The sequence below is a fragment of the Herbaspirillum rhizosphaerae genome, assembly GCF_001189965.1.
Taxonomy (GTDB): domain Bacteria; phylum Pseudomonadota; class Gammaproteobacteria; order Burkholderiales; family Burkholderiaceae_D; genus Herbaspirillum; species Herbaspirillum rhizosphaerae.
Genome location: NZ_LFLU01000016.1, coordinates 41,190 through 56,024 on the forward strand (window position 1 = coordinate 41,190; position 14,835 = coordinate 56,024).

Consider the following 14,835-nt stretch of genomic DNA (forward strand, 5'->3'; position numbering starts at 1 on the left):
CTGAAGTCGCGATCTTGTATTGATTCGACAATGCTTGCATACCAGAATGGCCTTGTAGTTTTTAGATTAAAAGTACTTATTACATCACTTTAGATCGAACCAATAAATCTAATTATTAATTAAGAGGCAATATGGGAATCCATCTCACGGAAACCGATCCAAAAAAGACGGCTACTACTTTCGACTATTTCAGAAGTTTAAAAGAGGTAAGAGAAATGCTTGAAAAACATGCGAGTACAAATGGAACGCCGACTGTAATTAGCATAACGGTTAAAGGTAATGGTGAGGCCAGTCAGTCTTTTGAAATTAATAACCTGAGCGAACTGATGTTGATTTTTGGATTAAATGTTGACGGTCATGAGCCTAACCCAAAGTGATATCACCTACTCAGGCTCATTGCACGAGAGAAGCCTAGCTACTTCTGATGCGATAAAAATCGCTTGGGATATTGCCGAACGTCATCAATTGGATATTCAACTTAAAGAAGTCGGAAAGTCTCCCTCTACTATCTCATGCAGAATTACAGATAAAAGCGGTTGGTACACTCACGGAAACGGGAAAGGAATTGGTCAGCAAAGTCTCGCCTCAGCATTGTTTGAAGCATTAGAACATTACTTTTACTACAACGAAAATATTTATCCTGCGCTTAAATTTCAATTGTTGGATTTAGATGCTTCAGATACGTATTTGGTGGGAAGTTGCCCAGACTTTTCAAGAATATTATCGAAGGAAAAAGTATCGTTTGGGCGATTGTCTTTTCATCGCGTAGGAGGAAATTCAGAAAATATATTGTTCCCTGCTTTTTTGACAAATCCTAAATATATCTCAAGAGTCTTAAGTGAAAGAGACGCGCTTAGCCGCTTAGCTTTGATGCGTTACAGTTCGAATTCCGGTACAGCTGCTGGTGCTAACGAACACGATGCCGTCTTACATGGACTTCTCGAAATCATCGAACGTGACTCGTTAGGCATTGAGTTACTTCGGGTCGTGATACGAAAAAATCCATATCAGCAGAGAGAAATAGATCGCGATTCCCTCTCGGAGTATCTATGTGCTCTGTTAAACGATATTGAGGTCCAAACTAACGGGACAATTATTGTATGGGCAATTACAACAGATTTAGGTGTTCCTTCAGTTCTGGCTGCGTTAATTGTGAAGAACCAAGGAGATGAAAAATACTTTGGTTCGGGCGCGTCTCTATCATGGCAGTATGCAATCGAAAGGGCTGCTTTGGAGGCCATGCAAGTTTTTCACTGCCATATTATTTATCGATTAAAAAAGCCAATTTCCAAACTCGTTACGGACGTAAAACTGCCGCTCTATTCATATTGCCAACTCCAAGCAGGACAGTTTCATCCACGAGGCGGCACAAAAAAGATCTCTTCGAAGGAATTGGAACTCTTCACACCGTCTATAGAGAAGCTATCTCCTGCTCAACAAATAAATCTAATTGTTGATCGTTTAAGCATTCGGGGAATAGAAGTTTTCTCGAGAAGCATAACGAATAACGGATTCTCTCTTGCTCAAGTTATCGCTCCCAAATTAGAGCGTTTCCATTTAGTAACATCAGGAAGTCCTGTCGCTCCAGGTTCCCGAGGTCTTAGAGTATTAGCTGATTAAAGCAACGGACTTAGCCACATACTTGTCTCTGTTTTTCTCAAAACCGAAAATACAATTTCTTGGAATTATGGGCTTAGCATAAAAATAGATCGGCCATATCAGCAATGTACCCAGCAATTCCCAACATCAGAAATAACCACCCGTAACCCGGTATAATCCGTTCCCAACGCGGGTGTAGCTCAATGGTAGAGCAGAAGCTTCCCAAGCTTACGACGAGGGTTCGATTCCCTTCACCCGCTCCAGGGTGCAAGGGAATCCGCCGTTTTTCATTGCTGCCTTATTTACCTTACCTTTGCACGCCGCATAACAATTCCATCCTCAGATCCTTCGCTTCACGAGTCATTCATGTCAGAAAACAAGTCCGGCAAACCGCTTTTTTACGATCCGACCGAACATCGCATCCGCAGCTTCGTCACACGTGCAGGCCGCTTGTCGGGGGCGCAGGCGCGGGCTATTGAGGAGCTGGGGCCGCAGTTCTTGTTGCCGTATGCGAAGCAAACGCTGGATATCGATGCAGCCTTCGGACGCTCGGCGCCGACGGTGTTTGAGATCGGCTTCGGCATGGGCGACACCAGCGCGAAAATTGCGGCGGATATGCCGGAGAAGAATTTCATCGGCGTGGAAGTGCATACGCCGGGCGTGGGCAGTCTGCTCAAGCAGATCGGCGAGCAGAGCCTGACCAACATGCGTCTGATCCAGCACGATGCGGTGGAAGTGCTGACCAACATGATCGCACCGGGCGCATTGGCCGGCGCGCATGTGTTCTTTCCGGATCCGTGGCACAAGGCGCGCCACAACAAGCGCCGCCTGATCCAGGGGCCGCTGGTGAGCCTGCTGGCGTCGCGCATTGCGCCGGGCGGTTACCTGCATTGCGCCACCGACTGGGAAGAGTATGCGATCCAGATGCTGGAAGTGCTGGGCGCGGAGCCGACGCTGAAGAACAGCACCGACGCCGCCGAAGGCTATGCGCCCCGCCCCGATTACCGCCCTGTCACCAAGTTTGAAAACCGCGGCCTGCGTTTGGGCCACGGTGTCTGGGATTTGGTGTTCATCAAACAGCCCTGATATCTTTTTCTAACCTGTTTGCGATCTGTAGCGAGAGGCCATCAGCCGGTGGCGGACGGAGCGCAGGAACCGGAACGTACTCTAGTACGTGAGGATTCCGAGCACCGCCCGACGCCGGATCATGGCCTCGCAGCAAGATCGCAGACAGGTTAGGCGCGCAGTTTGAACACACTCACTGCGCGCGCCAAACTCGCCGCCTGATCCTGCAGGCTCTCTGCGGCGGCGGCGGCTTCTTCCACCAGCGCGGCGTTCTGCTGCGTGACCGTATCCATTTGCTCAACTGCGCGATTGACTTCGTCGATGCCGATGCTTTGCTCACGGTTAGCGCGGGTGATTTCGTCCATGATCGTCGCCACCTGGTTAACCGCACCGACGATTTCCTGCATGGTCTGGCCGGCGTTGCCGACCAGGCTGGTGCCGATACTGACCTTGGCGACCGAGTCGCCAATCAGCTCTTTGATCTCTTTGGCGGCGGTTGCACTACGTTGGGCCAGCGTGCGCACTTCTGATGCAACCACGGCGAAGCCCCTGCCCTGTTCGCCGGCACGCGCCGCTTCCACGGCGGCGTTGAGCGCAAGGATGTTGGTCTGGAAGGCGATGCCGTCGATGACGCCGATGATGTCGACGATCTTGTGCGAGCTTTGCTCGATGGCGTTCATGGTGTCGACCACTGCGGCGACCATCTCGCCGCCTTTCACGGCAACACCGGAGGCGTCGGCGGCGAGCTTGTTGGCTTGCAGGGTGTTGTCGGCGTTCTGCCGCACGGTCGACGTGATTTCTTCCATCGATGCCGCCGTCTCTTCCAGCGAACTGGCCTGCTCTTCGGTGCGCGAAGACAAGTCCTGATTGCCCAGCGCAATCTCGGTCGATGCCGTGGCGATGGTGTGGGTGCCGGTGCGCACTTCGCTGACGATGCCCACCAGGTTGTCGTTCATGTCTTTGAGCGCTTGCAGCAACTGGGCAGTCTCGTCCTTGCCGTGGACGATCACCTCCGAACGCAAGTCGCCCGCGGCCACGGTCTGGGCAATGATCACGGCGGTGTTCAGCGGCCGCGTGATGCTGGTCACCAGCCAGAAAGTGACGATGCTGCCGAGGATCAGCGCCAGCACGATGGAAACCACCAGCGCCAGGCGCGCTTCACGGTAATCCGACTCGGCATCCAGCGCGATCTCTTCGCGGAATTTGTCGGCGGACTTGCGCACTTCAGCAACGATGTCGTCGATCATCTGCGTCGGCAGGCGGTCTGCGCCTTTGACGGCGTCATCGACACGACCGACGCTGTCGCGGTCGTCCGGTTTGTATTCTTTCTGAAGCGCGGCGAGATATTTGACGCCCAGGTCGGCATGCGCCTGCTGAGCCTGCTTGAGCTTGTCGGTGTTCATGCCGAGCGCCGGCAACAGGCCGTTGAGCTTGTCCAGGTTGACCTGGGTGGCTTTGCCTTCGTCGATGAAGGCCTGGCGATATTTGGCGAAAGACTCGGGATCCTTGCCGCGCAGCAAGGTGTTCTTCCATTCCTGCACCTGAATCTTGAATTGCACCTGCGCGCTGCGCGCCGAGTCGATGGCGCGCTCGATGGTTGCGGCTTTCTGCATCGCCAGGGTGTTCTGCTCGAAACTGTCGTTCAGCGTCATCCAGCCCCGGACGCCGACAACGATGGTCGCCAGCAACAGCAACGCGGCCAGTAACCCGAGACGGGTCCCTATCTTGAGATCGGTCAGCTTCATATACCCCCCATGCATGTGTTTGCTCGGAAATATAGCGGTGCGCAACGGCGGTCCTTACTTCACATCGTGACCGGAGTTGTCATTACTATATCTATTAACGGCAAAGCATGATACGTACCACAGGGTATGTCACTCAGAAATTTCCTGACATCTCCTCAATCAGGGCAATAATTTCCGTACCGTAAGTTTCCAGTTTCTTTTCCCCCACACCGGTAACGCCGCGCAAATCGTCGAGCGAGGCCGGCTTGGCTTTGGCGATTTCGCGCATGGTGGCGTCGTGGAAGATGACGTAGGCCGGCACGTTGTGTTTGCGCGCGGTCTCGACCCGCCACCAGCGCAGCTTGTCGAAGATCGCCTGCTCTTCGGTCGACAGGTCGGTTTCGACGTAGTTGGATTTGGACGAGGTGCGTTTGGGCTTGACCGGCTTCTGGTATTGACGCAGCTGGATCTTTTGTTCGCCGCGCAAGACCGGTTTTGCCTCTTCGGTGAGCTTGAGAGAGCTGTAGTTTTCATGGTCGACGCTCAGCAAACCGAGCGCGATCACCTGGCGCAGCACCGCGCGCCATTCGGCTTCGCTGTATTCGCTGCCGATGCCAAACACCGACAACTGGTCGTGACGCCATTGCTTGACCCGGTCGCCGTCGATGCCCCGCAAGACTTCCAGCACGTGGCCGGCGGCGAAGCGCTGCTCGACGCGGTAGACGGTCGACAACAGTTTTTGCGCCATCAGCGTGCCGTCGAAAGACACCGGCGGCGACAGGCAGATGTCGCAGTTGCCGCAGGCTTGCTGGCCGTGCTGGCCGAAGTAATCCAGCAGGCGCACGCGGCGGCAATGCAGCGTCTCGCACAGGCCGAGCATGGCGTCGAGCTTGATGCCGAGCACGCGCTTGAAGGTTTCGTCGGCTTCCGACTCGGCGATCATGCGGCGCTGCTGCACCACGTCTTGCAGGCCGTAGGCCATCCAGGCATTGGCAGGCAGACCGTCGCGACCGGCGCGACCGGTTTCCTGATAATAGCCTTCGATGCTCTTGGGCAAATCCAGATGGGCGACGAAGCGCACGTCGGGCTTGTCGATGCCCATGCCGAAGGCGATGGTGGCGACCATGACGATCTTGTCTTCGCGCAGGAAGCGCGCCTGGTTGGCGGTGCGCTTGGCGTAGTCCATGCCGGCGTGATACGGCAGCGCGTTGATGCCGCTCTGCTTGAGGAATTCGGCGGTCTCTTCGACCTTCTTGCGCGACAGGCAATACACCACGCCGGCATCGTCGGCATGCTCGCTCTTGATGAAGTCGAGCAGCTGCTTGCGGCCGTTGTCTTTTTCGACGATCTGGTAGCGGATGTTGGGACGGTCGAAGGACGAGACGAACTGGCGCGCGTCTTCGAGCTGCAGGCGATGGATGATTTCTTCGCGGGTCTGCTGATCTGCGGTGGCCGTCAGCGCGATGCGCGGCACGTTGGGAAAACGCTCGTGCAGCACCGACAGCTTGATGTATTCAGGACGAAAGTCGTGGCCCCATTGCGACACGCAGTGCGCCTCGTCGATGGCGAACAGCGAGATGTGCGCGGCTTCCAGCAGGTCCAGGCAGCGCGGCGTCATCAGGCGTTCCGGCGCAACGTACAGCACATCGATGTCGCCGCTGCGCACGCGCCGCTCGATCTGCATCGCTTCGTCGAAGGTCTGGGTGGAATTGAGGAAGGCCGCGCGCACGCCGACTTCGGCCAGCGCATCGACCTGGTCCTGCATCAGTGCGATCAGCGGCGACACCACTACACCGACGCCGTCGCGCACCAATGCCGGTATCTGATAGCACAGCGACTTGCCGCCGCCGGTCGGCATCAGCACCAGTGCATCGCCGCCTTGCACCACGTGCTGGACGATCTCGCCCTGCTGGCCGCGGAACGACGAATAGCCGAATACGGTTTCGAGGATGTGCAGCGCTTTGGTTTGCTGCTCTTGAACGCGCTCTGACACGCGCGCTAATCCGATCTCAGACATTTATTGCAAGAATCCCTTGCTGACCGCAACCAGCAAAAACACGCCGAGTGCGGCGCGATAAACAATGAAAGGCCAGGTCGAGAAACGCTCCAGGAATTTCATCAATCCCCAGATCGCGCAAAACGCCGAAACGCTCGCGACCACGATGCCGAACAACAACAGCGACCACGCCTGCAGCGGAATATGCGCATGCCACAACACGGCCAGTTCTTTGAGACCGGCCAGCGCAATCGCCGGCAAGCCGAGCAGGAAGGAAAAGCGCGCCGCTTCTTCCCGCTTGAAATTAAGGAACAGTGCGGCGGTCAGCGTCGATCCCGAACGCGACACGCCCGGAATCAGCGCGCCCACCTGCGCAATACCGACGATCAGCGCATCGCGCAGGCGCATCTCGTCGACGGTGCGGCGATGGCGACAGGCCAGCTCGGCAATCGCCAGCAGAATCGCCATGGCGATGCACGACCAGCCGATCACCGACAGGCTGCGCAGCGGCGAACCGCAGGCGTTGAGCACATGCGACAAGGCCAGGCCGGCGATGCCGATGGGAATGGTCGCCAGGATAATGGCGACCGCCAGACGGAACATCGGGCTGTTGAAATCGCGCTGCTTCCACGCGGCGATGCTGCCGGTAGTAACGGCCGAGACATCGCGCCAGAAATAACTGACCACCGCCGCCAGCGCCGCCAATTGCATCGCCGCCGAAAACGCCGAACCCGGATCATGCCAGCCCAGCACTGCCGGCACGATGCGCATGTGCGCCGTGGAAGAAATCGGCAACAGTTCGGTAATCCCCTGCACGATGCCGAGGAAGCCGATCTGCAGATAGTCCAGAGAAGCGAAGCCGATGTCGAGACCGGCGCTGCATGCATTTGCCACGATGCGTCCTTTTTTACTTATTCAACCCAGGCAACTACGCCGCTGTATGCGGTGCCGAGAATCACCAGACCGAACAAGATGCGGTACCAGGCAAACACGGTGAAATCATGCGAGCTGATGTAGCGCAGCAGCCAGCGCACGCACAGGAAAGCCGAGAGGAAAGCGGCCACGGTGCCGATGGTGAACAGCGGCGCATCGGCGGCGCTCAGCAAGGCGCGCTCCTTGTACAGCGAATAGATGGTAGCGGCGAACAGCGTCGGGATTGCCAGGAAGAAGGAAAACTCGGTTGCCGCCTTGCGCGACAGGCCGAACATCATGCCACCGATGATCGTGGCGCCCGAGCGGCTGGTGCCGGGAATCAGCGCGAAAGCTTGCGCGCAACCGACCTTGAAGGCATCCAGCGGCGTCATGTCGTCCACCGAATCGATGCGCGCCGAGGAGTAACCCATGTTGCCCTTGTTGCGGCGTTCCACCCACAGGATGATCAGGCCGCCGACGATGAAGGCGATGGCGACCGGCACCGGTGCGAACAGCACGGCCTTGATTTTCTTGCTGAACAGGAAGCCGAGGATGGCTGCCGGCAGGAAAGCGATGATCAGATTGATCACCAGACGCTGCGCCTTGCGGTCGCTGAACAGGCCGCCCAGCACCGAGGCGATGCGCGCGCGGTATTCCCAGCACACGGCCAGGATGGCGCCGGCCTGGATGACGATCTCAAAGACGTCGACTTTTTCCTTGGGAAAGGCCGGGCCGGCAAAGTGCAGCAGGCTGCCTGCAAGAATCAGATGTCCGGTGGAAGAAATCGGTAGAAATTCGGTCAGGCCTTCTACGATGCCCATGATGAGCGCTTTGAGAGCGAGAATTGTGTCCATGCTGAGGGGAGATTAAGTCAAAAGAACCGAAAAGAGCCGGAAAAAAACTGACTCCGGCGCCGGCCGAATCCAGCATTTTACTGGTTCGGCACGGGACGGGTGCGTTTTTGCTTGAGCCCGGAAGAAACTGTGCGCGATTCTCGAAGTCACACGATCTCATCAGGCAACGCAGGCGCCTCCAGTGCAGCATCCCTCGCAGTCCACTTCCGGAGCATCGTCATGACAATACGACATCATCCCGTACTGATCGCCGGCGCCGGCCCGACCGGCCTCACTGCCGCCATGGAGCTGTCCCGGCTGGGCGTGCCGGTGCGCCTGATCGACAAACTGGCGGCGCCGTCCACGACATCGCGCGCGCTGGCGGTGCAGGCGCGCACGCTGGAGTTGCTGCAACAGCGTGGTCTGGCCGACAAGATGCTGGAGGCGGGCAACAAGGCCAGCGCGGGCAGCCTGTACGGCCGCGGCAAGCTGCTGGGCAAGGTCGACCTGAGCCGGATCCCCGGACGACACAATTACGTGCTGCTGTTGTCGCAGGCCGAGACGGAACGTTTATTGACGGAGCAATTGGCGCTGCAAGGCGTGCAGATAGAACGCGGCGTCGAACTGATCGGCTTCGTGCAATCGCAAGCGCCTGCGCCCGACAGCGGCGTACTGGCCGAACTGCGCCATGCCGACGGGCGCATTGAGCAAATGCAGGCGGCGGTGCTGATCAGCGCCGAGGGCGCGCACAGCAGCGCGCGTCATGCGCTCGGGCTGGCGTTTGAAGGCAAGTCGCTGAAACCCGTTTATGCGCTGGCCGATCTGCATGTGGACGGCGGGATCGCGTCGGACCAGTTGTCGATCTTCATTTCGGATCACGGCTTCCTGGCGATGTTTCCGCTGGCGCAGGGACATTTCCGCATGATCGCCATCGAACCGGATGCCGACGAACAACAAGATGACCTGGTGCGCGATATCTCCGGCGATGCGCCGACGTTGGCGCAATTGCAGGCGATCTACGACGCGCATTCGCCGGTGCCGGCGACGCTGAGCGATATCGTCTGGAGTTCGCACTTTCGCATCAACAGCCGCATGCTGCACACGCTGCGGCAAGGCAATGTCTACTTCGGCGGCGATGCGGCGCACATCCACAGCCCGGCCGGCGGCCAGGGCATGAACACCGGCATGCAGGACATGATCGACCTGTGCTGGAAGCTGGCGCTGGTGCTGCAGGACAAGGCCGGCCCGGCATTGCTCGACACCTATGAACAAGACCGCCTGCCGGTGATCCGCAACATCGTCACGCGCACCGAAGCGGCCACCGACGTACTCAATTCGCGCAGCACGCTGGTGCATCGGCTGGTGACGCACATTGCGCCGCTGGCATTGAACATCGACTTCATCCAGGACACCGCCACGCGACTGATCAGCGAGATCAACATCGACTACCGCAGCAGCCCGCTGTCGGCCACGCATGATGCCGGCGGCAGCCTGCACGGCGGCGACCGCTTGCCGGATATCGATGTCGTCGCCTGGGAACACAACAACAGCAACGACGAATCGCGTCAAGGCAATCTGTACGCCCTGCTCGATCCATCGCGCCTGACGCTGCTGGTCGCGCAAGGCCCGTCGGCGCCGGTGCTGCCGCCGGACTGGCGCGAACAATTACGCCGCTGGGAAGGCGTGCTGACGATACGCCACATCGCGGCGTCGCTGGCGGAGGGACAGGATCGCGCGTTCAGGAACCTGTTCGGCTCTTATCATCTGCACGTCGTGCGTCCCGATTGCTATCTCGGTTTTGTGGGCGACGCGGCGCAATGGGATGCGCTGATTGCATGGCTGGAAAAATGGTTTGCGCCGAGCGCGGCCTGACGCATGACGTATACTTCCCTACCCGATTCTTTACTGCGTCCCTCGCCATGTCCGACATCACGATCTATCACAACCCCAAATGCAGCACCTCGCGCAAGGTCCTGGAAATGATCCGCGCCGCCGGCATCGAGCCGCAAGTGATCGAATACCTGAAGACGCCGCCCGACCGCGCCACGCTCAAGAAGATCATCGCCGGCAACGGCCAGCCGGTGCGCGACATCATGCGCCGCCGCGGCACCTCGTACGACGAGCAGGACCTGGACAACCCCAAGTGGAGCGACGCCCAGCTGATCGACCTGATGCTGGCAGACCCGGTCCTGATCAACCGCCCGATTGTCGTCACGCCATTGGGGACGCGCTTGTGCCGGCCGGTTGAGAAGCTGCAGGAAATACTGCCGCAGGCATGACATTTTCTGTCTCGGCGGCCGGCTCGGCGATGCGTCCCGACGGCTGTCCGAGCAAGGTAGTGCGATACATGATGCGGCGCTGGTTGTGATCGTAATCGGCCAGCGCGATATGCATCGCGCTGCGGTTGTCCCACATCATGGTGTCGCCGGTCTGCCAGCGATGACGGTAGACGTTCTCCGGCACCACGCTGTGGTCATAGAGGAATTGCAGCAGCGGCCGGCTCTCTTCCTCGGTCATGCCTTCGATCGCTACCGACGTCATTTCACTGACATATAAGGCTTTGCGCCCGCTGCCGTCATGCACGCGCGCAATCGGCTGATACACCGGCGGATTGCGGCGGCGGATCTCGGCCAGTTCTTCGCTGGTACGCCGCAGCCGCGTCTCGCGCGCCACCGACATGTCGTGCAGCGCATTGCGGCCATCGAGAATGGACTGCAAAGTCGGCGACAAGCTCTCCCATGCTTTGTACATGTTGCAAAACATGGTGTCGCCGCCGACTTCCGGCAACTCGACGCAATGCAGCAGCGAGCCTTTTGCGGGACGCGTGGTGGTCGATAGATCGGAATGCCATTGGCGACCGACCGCCAGACGCTTACCGCCGGATTCGAAATTGGTGACCAGCAGGATTTCGGGATGATCGGGATGGCGGAATTTCGGCACCGCCGCGTGATCGTCGAGCGCGCCGAAGTTGCGGCTGAAGGCGATGTGCTCTTCAAACGTCAGCGGCTGATTGCGGAACAGCAGGATGATGTGGCGATGCCAGGCATCGATCAGCGCCTGCACCGTCTCAGCGTCCAGCGGCCGGCGCATGTCGATGCCGATCACCTCTGCGCCCAGCGCCGAGGACAAGGGTTTCAAGGAAAAGCTACTCATGCTGCCTCCCGTCAAGTGGTGGCTACATCAGTTCGTCTCCGTCTTATTCCTACTTTTCTCTTATGTTTTATACGGTAGGAATGCGCGAACTATCAGCCCAGAACAAAGCTTTACGTTGCAAAAATCCCATCAGCACATGCAGACATACCCCAATCGCCGACAGCACGAACAGCGTGGCGAACACGCCGGCCGTATCGAGATTGACGTTCATCTGCATGATCGCATTGCCGAGTCCCTTGCGTGAGCCGAGGAACTCGCCGACGATGGCGCCGAGGATGCTGAAGATGATCGCGATGTTGAGTCCCGCGAAGATCATCGGCAGCGCGCCCGGCAGGCGCACCATCGTAAAAATCTGCCAGCGCGTTGCGCGCAGCGAACGCATCAGTTCCAGCCGCGCCGGATCGGTCGAGCGCAAGCCGCTGATGACGTTGACCAGGATCGGGAAGAAGGCGATCGTCGCGGCGATGATCACCTTGGACGTCATGCCGAAACCGAACCACATGATGAACAGCGGCGCGACCGCCACCTTGGGCGTGGTCTGAATCGCGATCAGGTAGGGATACAGGGTTTTTTCGGCCAGCGGAAATTGCGCGATCAAACCACCCAGCACGATGCCGAACACCGCCGCCAGCAGGAAGCCTGACATGGCTTCGCCGAGCGTATAGAGCGCGTTGTCCCAATAGCTGGTATTCATCAGCGACAGCGCGATGTTGGACGGCGCCGGCATGATGTAGATCGGGATCTCGAAGTAGCGGATGATGGCTTCCCAGATCGCCACCACGGCGACGAACACGGTCGGGATCAGGATCAGCTCGGGACGCGCCTTGAGCTTGCGGCGCAGACTGAAGGAGGAAGGCGCAGAGGTGACGGCCGCGCTGTTGTGCACGCTTTCCATCAGATGAATCCTTGCGTATTGAACTGGCTGCGAATGCGGTTGCTGAACACGCCGAAGGCGTCGGTCGACATGATGTCGAGCCCGCGCTCGGCCGGCAGGTCGACCGCGACCAGGTCGGCGATGCGGCCCGGCCGGTTGGACAGGACCATGACGTGAGTGCCGAGGAAGATCGCTTCCGGAATCGAGTGCGTGACGAAGATGATGGTCTTGCCGGCCTTGCGCCAGATGCGCAGCAGCTCCAGGTTCATCACTTCGCGCGTCATGGCGTCGAGGGCGCCGAAGGGTTCGTCCATCATCAGTATGGACGGATCGTGGATCAGCGAGCGCGCGATCGCCACGCGTTGCTGCATGCCGCCCGACAGCTCGCTCGGATAGCGTCCGGCGAAATCGGCCAGGCCGACCATCTCCAGCAATTCTTTCGCGCGCACCCGGCTGGCGGCCATATCGAGGCCGAGCACCTTGGCCGGCAGCAGGACGTTGTCGATCGCGGTTTTCCATGGCAGCAAGACCGGGCTCTGGAACACCATGCCGATGTCGCGATGCGGCTCGTGCACTTCTTCACCGTTGACCTTGATGGAACCGGCGGAACGCGGAATCAGGCCGGAGAGCAGCTTGAGCAGCGTCGACTTGCCGCAGCCGGAAGGACCGACAATGGTCATGAAGCCGCCCTGCGGCACGGTGACCGAAATCGGACCGAGCGCCTGCACCTTGCCGCCGTCGTGGGTGGCGTAGGTTTTTTCCAGCGCCTCGACGACGATGGCTGCATCAGCTGCGGGCTGGTTCAGATGAGTGTTTGCTTCCTGGCTGAATGAAGTGTCGCGCACGATGGACATGGCTGGCATCTAATTGACTCCTGAAGGTCACGCATCATAGAGCAAAATCAGTTCGCTAAAGTGGTCTTTACAAATTCAAGACCGCCGCCGGCATTGACGATGTCCTGCAAGAACGGCGACAAGGGTTCGACCTGCATCTGCTTGCCGGTCGTGACGTTGTGAATCGCGCCGCGGCTGAAATCGATGTCGAGCCGGTGGCCGTCGTCGATGGCGTCGAGCACTTCGGTCGTGACCATCAGCACCGGCACGCCCATGAAGATTGCCAGGCGGAACGGACCGCGCGAGAGCGAACGCACCAGCAGGCCGACGCCGAGCGCCTTCATCGCGAGGAAGGGATGGCTGTGGTTGCTGCCGTGGGCGAAGTTGCGGCCGGCGACGATGACGTCGCCCGGTTGCGCCTGCTGCGCAAACTCCGGGCGCACTTCGGCGAGCAGGTGATGGCGGAGCATGCGCGGATCGAATTCGAACACATGGCGCGCCGAGATCAATTGATCGCTGGAGATGTCGCTGGAAAACTTCCAGGCGCGCCCGCTGCTGGTTTTGCCTGTCACTTCGGTCGTCATTGCACACCTCCCTTGGCATAGGCGCGCGGATCGGTGATATGGCCGGTGATGGCGGAAGCGGCAACCGTCATGGCGCTGGCGAGGAAGATCTCGGCTTCATTGCTGCCCATGCGACCCGGATCGTTGCGCGTGCTGGTGCTGATGCGACGTTCGCCGGCGGTCAGTTGCGCGATGCCGCCGAAGCACGGTCCGCAGGTCGACGGCGAGATGTTGGCGCCGGCGGCGGTGAGCTCGGTCAGCAATCCTTCTTGCAAGGCTTGCTGGAATACTTGCTGCGTCGCCGGGATCACCAGCAGGTTCACATCGGCATGCACCTTGCGGCCGCGCAGGATGGCGGCGGCGGCGCGGATGTCTTCAATCGAGCCGGATACGCAGGAGCCGATGTAGGCGTGCTGGATGACGATGTCCGACATGGCCTGCGCTTCGCGCACATGATTGGGCGACGGCGGAATCGACACGCGCGGCGTCAACGTCGCGAGGTCGAGATCGATGGTCATGGCGTAGTCGGCGTCGGCGTCGCTGTTGAGTGGTGTGGGATCGCTCACGCCATGTTCGCGCAGGTAATCGATGCAGCGCTGATCGACGGCGGCAATGCCCGACTTGGCGCCGGCGTCGACGCACAGCCCGCAGATGGTCATGCGTTCCGGCACCGACAAGGTTGACAGGCCTTCGCCCTGGTATTCGATGACGCGGTAACTGGTGGCTTCGTCGTCGAGCTGCTGCATGGTCGCCAGCACGATGTCGCGCGCGCCGACGCCGGGCGCACAGGCGCCGTGCAAGCGTACGCGGATAGTCTCCGGCACCTTCATCCAGATCTGGCCGGTAGCCAGCACCATCGCCACTTCAAAGCCGAACGGCACCGACAAGGCGCCGACTGCGCCGAGACCGGGCGCATGGCTGTCGGCGCCGGCGGCGAACATGCCGGGCGCGATCAAGCCTTGCTCCACCATCAGCGGATGCGTGATGCCGGCGCCGTCGAAGAAATGCCCGACCGACCATTCCTTGGCCAGCTTGCGTGTGAGATTGTTGCGCTCGGCGCCGGCGATGCTGTGCACCGGCACTTCGTGGTCGATGATGACGGCCACGCGTTCCGGACGCGCCAGTCTGGCCACGCCGATTTCGCGAATGCGTTTGATGTAGGCCGAGAACGACACTTCCGGCGCAGTCACCAGATCGGGGCTGGCCCAGATGATCTCGCCGTGCGTAACGTCGTTGCGACCGCTGGCGCGGGCGAGGATTTTTTGCGTCATGGTGGCGCCCAT

General features: G+C 59.3%; 13 protein-coding genes, 1 tRNA gene and 1 pseudogene. 6 read left to right on the forward strand and 9 right to left on the reverse strand.

Features of this window, described 5'->3' with window-relative positions; genetic code table 11:
• Positions 1-131 precede the first annotated feature (131 nt).
• From AKL25_RS24305 to trmB, 4 genes are all read left to right on the forward strand, one after another.
• Positions 132-377: a hypothetical protein gene (locus AKL25_RS24305; RefSeq protein ID WP_157050700.1), complete on the forward strand. Its 246-nt coding sequence runs from the start codon at positions 132-134 to the stop codon at positions 375-377.
• The gene (locus AKL25_RS23880; protein WP_167541916.1) at positions 358-1,620 is read left to right on the forward strand and encodes a YcaO-like family protein; all 1,263 of its coding nucleotides are present in this window, start codon (positions 358-360) and stop codon (positions 1,618-1,620) included. The genes AKL25_RS24305 and AKL25_RS23880 overlap by 20 nt, the downstream gene beginning before the upstream one ends.
• Before the next feature lie 168 nt (positions 1,621-1,788).
• Positions 1,789-1,862: transfer RNA gene (locus AKL25_RS18795), tRNA-Gly, on the forward strand.
• A gap of 103 nt (positions 1,863-1,965) precedes the next feature.
• On the forward strand, positions 1,966-2,685 hold the full coding sequence (gene trmB, locus AKL25_RS18800) for a tRNA (guanosine(46)-N7)-methyltransferase TrmB (protein WP_050479243.1): 720 nt from the start codon (positions 1,966-1,968) through the stop codon (positions 2,683-2,685).
• A 149-nt stretch (positions 2,686-2,834) separates the two neighbouring features.
• Here trmB and AKL25_RS18805 read toward each other — a convergent pair whose 3' ends face one another.
• The 4 genes from AKL25_RS18805 to AKL25_RS18820 form a co-directional block, all read right to left on the reverse strand.
• Positions 2,835-4,409: a methyl-accepting chemotaxis protein gene (locus AKL25_RS18805; RefSeq protein ID WP_050479244.1), complete on the reverse strand. Its 1,575-nt coding sequence runs from the start codon at positions 4,407-4,409 to the stop codon at positions 2,835-2,837.
• 133 nt (positions 4,410-4,542) lie between these two features.
• On the reverse strand, positions 4,543-6,405 hold the full coding sequence (recQ, locus tag AKL25_RS18810; RefSeq protein ID WP_050479245.1) for a DNA helicase RecQ: 1,863 nt from the start codon (positions 6,403-6,405) through the stop codon (positions 4,543-4,545).
• Entirely contained in the window at positions 6,406-7,278 is an 873-nt protein-coding gene (locus AKL25_RS18815) for an undecaprenyl-diphosphate phosphatase (RefSeq protein WP_050479246.1), read from the reverse strand.
• A 17-nt stretch (positions 7,279-7,295) separates the two neighbouring features.
• A complete protein-coding gene (locus AKL25_RS18820; protein ID WP_050479247.1) occupies positions 7,296-8,150 on the reverse strand; it encodes an undecaprenyl-diphosphate phosphatase in 855 nt (284 codons plus the stop codon).
• 219 nt (positions 8,151-8,369) lie between these two features.
• Here AKL25_RS18820 and AKL25_RS18825 point away from each other — a divergent pair, with 219 nt between their 5' ends.
• The gene (locus AKL25_RS18825; RefSeq protein ID WP_050479248.1) at positions 8,370-10,001 is read left to right on the forward strand and encodes an FAD-dependent monooxygenase; all 1,632 of its coding nucleotides are present in this window, start codon (positions 8,370-8,372) and stop codon (positions 9,999-10,001) included.
• Positions 10,002-10,048: 47 nt separating this feature from the next.
• Positions 10,049-10,402: pseudogene (gene arsC / locus AKL25_RS18830) on the forward strand (arsenate reductase (glutaredoxin)); the annotation flags it as partial.
• Here arsC and AKL25_RS18835 read toward each other — a convergent pair.
• From AKL25_RS18835 to AKL25_RS18855, 5 genes are all read right to left on the reverse strand, one after another.
• Complete coding sequence (locus AKL25_RS18835) at positions 10,341-11,282, reverse strand: TauD/TfdA dioxygenase family protein (RefSeq protein WP_083444788.1); 942 nt, start codon at positions 11,280-11,282, stop codon at positions 10,341-10,343. The pseudogene arsC and the gene AKL25_RS18835 overlap by 62 nt on opposite strands.
• Positions 11,283-11,349: 67 nt before the next feature.
• Entirely contained in the window at positions 11,350-12,177 is an 828-nt protein-coding gene (locus AKL25_RS18840; RefSeq protein ID WP_050479250.1) for an ABC transporter permease, read from the reverse strand.
• Positions 12,177-13,019, reverse strand: coding sequence for an ABC transporter ATP-binding protein (locus AKL25_RS18845; protein WP_083444789.1), 843 nt, complete (start codon positions 13,017-13,019; stop codon positions 12,177-12,179). The genes AKL25_RS18840 and AKL25_RS18845 overlap by 1 nt, the downstream gene beginning before the upstream one ends.
• 38 nt (positions 13,020-13,057) lie before the next feature.
• Positions 13,058-13,573 (reverse strand): LeuD/DmdB family oxidoreductase small subunit, encoded by a 516-nt coding sequence (locus tag AKL25_RS18850; protein ID WP_050479251.1) that lies wholly within the window; start codon positions 13,571-13,573, stop codon positions 13,058-13,060.
• Positions 13,570-14,835: a 3-isopropylmalate dehydratase large subunit gene (locus AKL25_RS18855; RefSeq protein WP_050479252.1), complete on the reverse strand. Its 1,266-nt coding sequence runs from the start codon at positions 14,833-14,835 to the stop codon at positions 13,570-13,572. Before AKL25_RS18855 ends, AKL25_RS18850 begins: the two co-directional genes overlap by 4 nt.

Excerpts from the sequence above, each read along its gene's own strand:
- AKL25_RS24305 (WP_157050700.1), top strand. The coding sequence starts at position 132 with ATGGGAATCCATCTCACGGAAACCGATCCAAAAAAGACGGCTACTACT.
- AKL25_RS23880 (WP_167541916.1), top strand. The coding sequence starts at position 358 with ATGAGCCTAACCCAAAGTGATATCACCTACTCAGGCTCATTGCACGAG.
- trmB (WP_050479243.1), top strand. The coding sequence starts at position 1,966 with ATGTCAGAAAACAAGTCCGGCAAACCGCTTTTTTACGATCCGACCGAA.
- AKL25_RS18805 (WP_050479244.1), bottom strand. The coding sequence starts at position 4,409 with ATGAAGCTGACCGATCTCAAGATAGGGACCCGTCTCGGGTTACTGGCC.
- recQ (WP_050479245.1), bottom strand. The coding sequence starts at position 6,405 with ATGTCTGAGATCGGATTAGCGCGCGTGTCAGAGCGCGTTCAAGAGCAG.
- AKL25_RS18820 (WP_050479247.1), bottom strand. The coding sequence starts at position 8,150 with ATGGACACAATTCTCGCTCTCAAAGCGCTCATCATGGGCATCGTAGAA.
- AKL25_RS18825 (WP_050479248.1), top strand. The coding sequence starts at position 8,370 with ATGACAATACGACATCATCCCGTACTGATCGCCGGCGCCGGCCCGACC.
- AKL25_RS18835 (WP_083444788.1), bottom strand. The coding sequence starts at position 11,282 with ATGAGTAGCTTTTCCTTGAAACCCTTGTCCTCGGCGCTGGGCGCAGAG.
- AKL25_RS18840 (WP_050479250.1), bottom strand. The coding sequence starts at position 12,177 with ATGGAAAGCGTGCACAACAGCGCGGCCGTCACCTCTGCGCCTTCCTCC.
- AKL25_RS18845 (WP_083444789.1), bottom strand. The coding sequence starts at position 13,019 with ATGCCAGCCATGTCCATCGTGCGCGACACTTCATTCAGCCAGGAAGCA.
- AKL25_RS18850 (WP_050479251.1), bottom strand. The coding sequence starts at position 13,573 with ATGACGACCGAAGTGACAGGCAAAACCAGCAGCGGGCGCGCCTGGAAG.
- AKL25_RS18855 (WP_050479252.1), bottom strand. The coding sequence starts at position 14,835 with ATGGGCGCCACCATGACGCAAAAAATCCTCGCCCGCGCCAGCGGTCGC.